This is a genomic window from Streptomyces sp. NPDC060194, assembly GCF_042728285.1.
In the GTDB taxonomy this organism is placed as follows: Bacteria; Actinomycetota; Actinomycetes; order Streptomycetales; family Streptomycetaceae; genus Streptomyces.
Map to the genome: position 1 here is coordinate 1 of NZ_JBHWZH010000308.1, position 1,017 is coordinate 1,017.

1 rRNA gene is annotated in these 1,017 nt (G+C 55.3%); it reads left to right on the forward strand.

Going from position 1 to position 1,017, the window contains the following annotated elements:
* A 23S ribosomal RNA gene (locus ACFWEG_RS29095) occupies nucleotides 1–1,017 on the forward strand; the annotation flags it as partial.

Genomic DNA, 1,017 nt, shown 5'->3' on the forward strand with positions numbered 1-1,017 from the left:
TCAGGTGGTCAGGTAGAGAATACCGAGGCGTTCGGGTGAACTATGGTTAAGGAACTCGGCAAAATGCCCCCGTAACTTCGGGAGAAGGGGGGCCAAAACCGGTGATGACATTTACTGTCTGAGCTGGGGTTGGCCGCAGAGACCAGCGAGAAGCGACTGTTTACTAAAAACACAGGTCCGTGCGAAGCCGTAAGGCGATGTATACGGACTGACGCCTGCCCGGTGCTGGAACGTTAAGGGGACCGGTTAGCTGCATTTCGGTGCGGCGAAGCTGAGAACTTAAGCGCCAGTAAACGGCGGTGGTAACTATAACCATCCTAAGGTAGCGAAATTCCTTGTCGGGTAAGTTCCGACCTGCACGAATGGCGTAACGACTTCTCGACTGTCTCAACCATAGGCCCGGTGAAATTGCACTACGAGTAAAGATGCTCGTTTCGCGCAGAAGGACGGAAAGACCCCGGGACCTTTACTACAGTTTGATATTGGTGTTCGGTTCGGCTTGTGTAGGATAGGTGGGAGACTGTGAAGCGGCCACGCCAGTGGTTGTGGAGTCGTCGTTGAAATACCACTCTGGTCGTGCTGGATGTCTAACCTCGGTCCGTGATCCGGATCAGGGACAGTGTCTGATGGGTAGTTTAACTGGGGCGGTTGCCTCCTAAAGAGTAACGGAGGCGCCCAAAGGTTCCCTCAGCCTGGTTGGTAATCAGGTGTTGAGTGTAAGTGCACAAGGGAGCTTGACTGTGAGACCGACGGGTCGAGCAGGGACGAAAGTCGGGACTAGTGATCCGGCAGTGGCTTGTGGAAGCGCTGTCGCTCAACGGATAAAAGGTACCCCGGGGATAACAGGCTGATCTTCCCCAAGAGTCCATATCGACGGGATGGTTTGGCACCTCGATGTCGGCTCGTCGCATCCTGGGGCTGGAGTCGGTCCCAAGGGTTGGGCTGTTCGCCCATTAAAGCGGTACGCGAGCTGGGTTTAGAACGTCGTGAGACAGTTCGGTCCCTATCCTCTGTGCG